This window comes from Polaribacter sp. Asnod1-A03, assembly GCF_045063585.1.
GTDB lineage: Bacteria > Bacteroidota > Bacteroidia > Flavobacteriales > Flavobacteriaceae > Polaribacter.
In genome coordinates, this window is the sequence record NZ_JBEFOE010000003.1 from 1 (window position 1) to 3,647 (window position 3,647).

3 protein-coding genes are annotated in these 3,647 nt (G+C 33.3%); all 3 read right to left on the minus strand.

Translation table 11 applies throughout. The annotated features are described in order from the left end of the window. A partial coding sequence (locus ACJJVY_RS00055; protein WP_405603877.1) for an FGGY family carbohydrate kinase occupies window positions 1-849 on the minus strand: 849 nt, incomplete at its 3' end. A gap of 150 nt (window positions 850-999) precedes the next feature. Further along, window positions 1,000-2,790 (minus strand): L-fucose isomerase, encoded by a 1,791-nt coding sequence (locus ACJJVY_RS00060; RefSeq protein ID WP_405603879.1) that lies wholly within the window; start codon window positions 2,788-2,790, stop codon window positions 1,000-1,002. A 20-nt stretch (window positions 2,791-2,810) separates the two neighbouring features. Next, window positions 2,811-3,647: rhamnulose-1-phosphate aldolase (gene rhaD / locus ACJJVY_RS00065; protein ID WP_405603881.1), on the minus strand; the 837-nt coding region annotated here is incomplete at its 5' end.

The following is a 3,647-nucleotide window of genomic DNA, read 5'->3' on the forward strand; positions in this document are numbered from 1 at the left end:
CTTTTTAGGCGTCATAAAACACAAACAATTATTAGTTAATTGATGTTGTGTTAAAGTTTCTGTACTAAAAGGATTCATGGTAATAATCCAAGTGCCTGTAGATAATAAAATAAACTTATTGTCTTTTTCTTTCTCTAAAATAGGGATTATAGACGACGAACTATCGTGCAACCCAGAACCAACTGCAACTTGTTGTCCGTTTACATCAGTTAAAATTGCTTTTTCTCCGTTTACGGGTTCTGGTAAATTGATACCGGTATTTTTTAACCATGGATGATAATCCATAGTATCAAAATTCCAAGTAGCTGTATGTGCACCAATAGACGTAAAATCTGCAGTTACTTTTTGTGTAAATAAGTAACTAAGATATTGTGGATAATGTAATATCGAATGAACTCTTGCCCAAGTTTCTGGTTTGTCTTTTTGCATCCAAAGCATTTGCAAACCTGTATTTAACATACCATAAGCAGGAGATGCTGTTGCTCTAGAAAATTCTTCTACTCCTCCATTTAATTGATAAAAATCTTTAAAGTCATCAATATCTAAAGGTTTTAAGTAGTTATACAAAGGTGCAATTCTATTGCCTTCTTTATCCAAATAAATAAGTGAAGCTCCGTGAGTTGAAAAATTAATTGCTTTTAAGTTATAAGAAGAATTGTTTTGTACTTTTTTAATTTCTTCAAAAATCCATTTTGTTATAGTATCTAGATCATCACAAGGAAAACCATCTTCATCTAATACTTCTTTGAATTTTGTAGAATTTCGAAAACATACTTCAAAATTTTCATCAAATAAAAATATTTTTTTATTCGTTTTTCCTATATCTATAACTGCGATTACGTTTTTCATTCTTATTGAAGTTTAAAAATGAAAAAGCTTCCTTTTAACAGTTACTAGAAATAGTTAAAAGGAGAAACTTTATCATTACCAAAAAAAGAATCGACAAACAAAACAAACAATTCTAAAAATTTGCCTGCCAATTCTGCTTAAAAATATTTTTTATGATTCTTTAAAACCATATAATGGTCCATAATTTTTACAAGCTCTATAATCTGCTCCTTCTAATCCTTCTCCAAAAGCAGACCAAGCACTTGGTCTAAATACATCATTTTCATCTACATTATGCATGTTTACTGGAATACGTAACATGGCTGCTAATGAAATTAAATCTGCTCCAATATGTCCGTGTGAAATTGCCCCATGGTTTGCACCCCATTTCGCCATTACTGTATAAGCATCTTTAAAAAACCCTTTACCTGTTGTTCTTGGCACAAACCAAGTTGTTGGCCATGTAGGATCTGTTCTTTCATCTAAAATAGTATGAATATCTTCTGGTAACTCTACACTCCAACCTTCAACTATTTGTAAAACGGGCCCAATCCCTTTTATTAGATTTACTCTACACATGGTTAATGGCATCTCTGCTTTGGTTAAAAATTGAGATGAAAATCCTCCTCCTCTAAAATATTCAAAAGTTGCTGGTGGCCATTTTGTATTATCTAAACAATTCTGAACGTCTTCTTCTGTTATATCCCAAAATGGTTTCATTGTTGGATTCCCTTCACTATCCTTCTGTTGAGCTGTTGCATCTAAAGTTGTAGATCCTGAATTGATTAAATGAATGATTCCATCTTTTGCAATTCCTGTTAATTTTTTACCCGTTACTCTTTCTACAGATTCTGGACTCCAATACGTTCTTACATCAGAAAATAATTGTGCTTTATTTGTTAATAAATGACCGAACAACATAGAAATTGCATTTAAACAATCGTTTTCTGTAGCAAAAGTATATGCCTGACGAATTCCATTCCAATCAAAAGAAGAATTTAAAATAGATTCTGTAAAATCTGCATTTGGTTGATAATCGGTCCATTGACGCTGTCCTTGAAAACCTCCCATAATGGCATTTCTCCCTTTAGATTCTTCACCAAAACCCATTTCTTTTAATTTCGGATTTCCATTCATTAAATCTTTACAGATTAAGGTCATTTTCACAACCTTTTCCCATTCTTTTTCTTTTTCTTCGGATGATTTTTGGGTTTCAACACTATTACGATCTTCTCCTTCTTTACAGTTTTCTTTGGTCCAAGCTAATGCTTTTTCAAACTCTTCTTTATCATAAATACCTTTATCCATTCGTCTTAAAAGTTCTACAGATTCTACAAACTCTGCTCTAACTCCTAAATAATCTTGTAAAAAGTTTACATCTACCATAGATCCTGCAATTCCCATAGAGCTATATCCTATCGATAAATAAGATTTTCCTTTCATTTGAGCAACGGCTAATGCACCTTTTACAAATCGTAATATCTTTTCTGAAACATCATTTGGAATCGTTTGATCTCCTCCATCTTGCACTTCTTTTCCATAGATTCCAAAAGCGGGTAATCCTTTTTGAGAATACCCTGCCAAAGCTGCGGCTAAATAAACTGCACCTGGTCTTTCTGTTCCGTTAAATCCCCAAACTGCTTTTGGCGTTAACGGATCTGTATCCATCACTTCTGTACCATAACACCAACAAGGCGTTACTGTTAAAGAAACCTCTACTCCTTCTCTTTTAAATTTATCTGCACAAGCTGCTGCATCTGCTACACCACCAATTGTTGTATCCGCAATAACACATTCTATTTTTTCTCCACTAGGAAAACGCAATGTATCTTCAATTAACTTTGCTGCGGCTTTTGCCATATCCATTGTCTGAACCTCTAAAGATTCTCTTACGCCTAATTCTCGTCCATCAATTACAGGACGAATTCCTACTTTTGGTAATCTACCTATTAATCTGCTCATGATTTTTTAATGCTTTTAATTTATATAAACTGCTCTAATTCTGTTAACTGCTCGTTAGACAATCCTGCCGGCTTAAAACCTGCTGACCAACATGTTAACAATAATTTAGCGCCTTTGTTTGCTACATCTAAAAAGTCCCAAGCTTTCATAACATCTGGCGCTGTAGAAGTAGCCCCGTGTTTTTCCCAAAGAGAAACGTTTCTTGTTTTAAAAGCTTCCATAGTAACTTCTGCTAATGCAGCTGTACTAGACAATGCATAAGGTGTACAATGCACTCCTTTTGGTACAAATACTTTAACCTCTGGACACATCATCCATAATTGTCTATTCAATTCTTCTTCATTATCAAATAATTCATGGTGACTCATGCAAATTAATTCGATTGGGTGTGTATGAACAACCGCTAAATTTTCTGGGTGATATTTTGAGTTAAATAAATGAATACTTGCATGTGAAATTAACTCGCAAGTTGGTCCAAAATTTGGTCGTTTTCCTCCCCAAATAATAGAATATGCTGTTGCAGTTTCGTTTATGTAAAGAATGCAAGAAACCTCTTCTAACATATCCACTAAATCTCGTAAATAACAACCTGTACCTGTAATATAAATTACAAATCCGGCTGATTCTTTAGGGAAATCGAAAGGCACTTCTGCACCAATTCCTTGCACTTCTTCTTTTGTGAAAAATGAAGTTAAATTCATTGATATATTTCCTGCATTTCTTTCTGCCCATTCACGTTGCCATAAATAACCTGCAACTTTAGATACTTTATTTAATTCTTCTGTTACTTGTAAAGGAAGATTTAGTGTTTTCATAATATTTAAGTAAATTTGATGTAACAAAGATATTAGTGATTT

Coding starts and splice junctions, on each gene's coding strand:
- ACJJVY_RS00060 (WP_405603879.1), bottom strand. CDS start 2,790: ATGAGCAGATTAATAGGTAGATTACCAAAAGTAGGAATTCGTCCTGTA.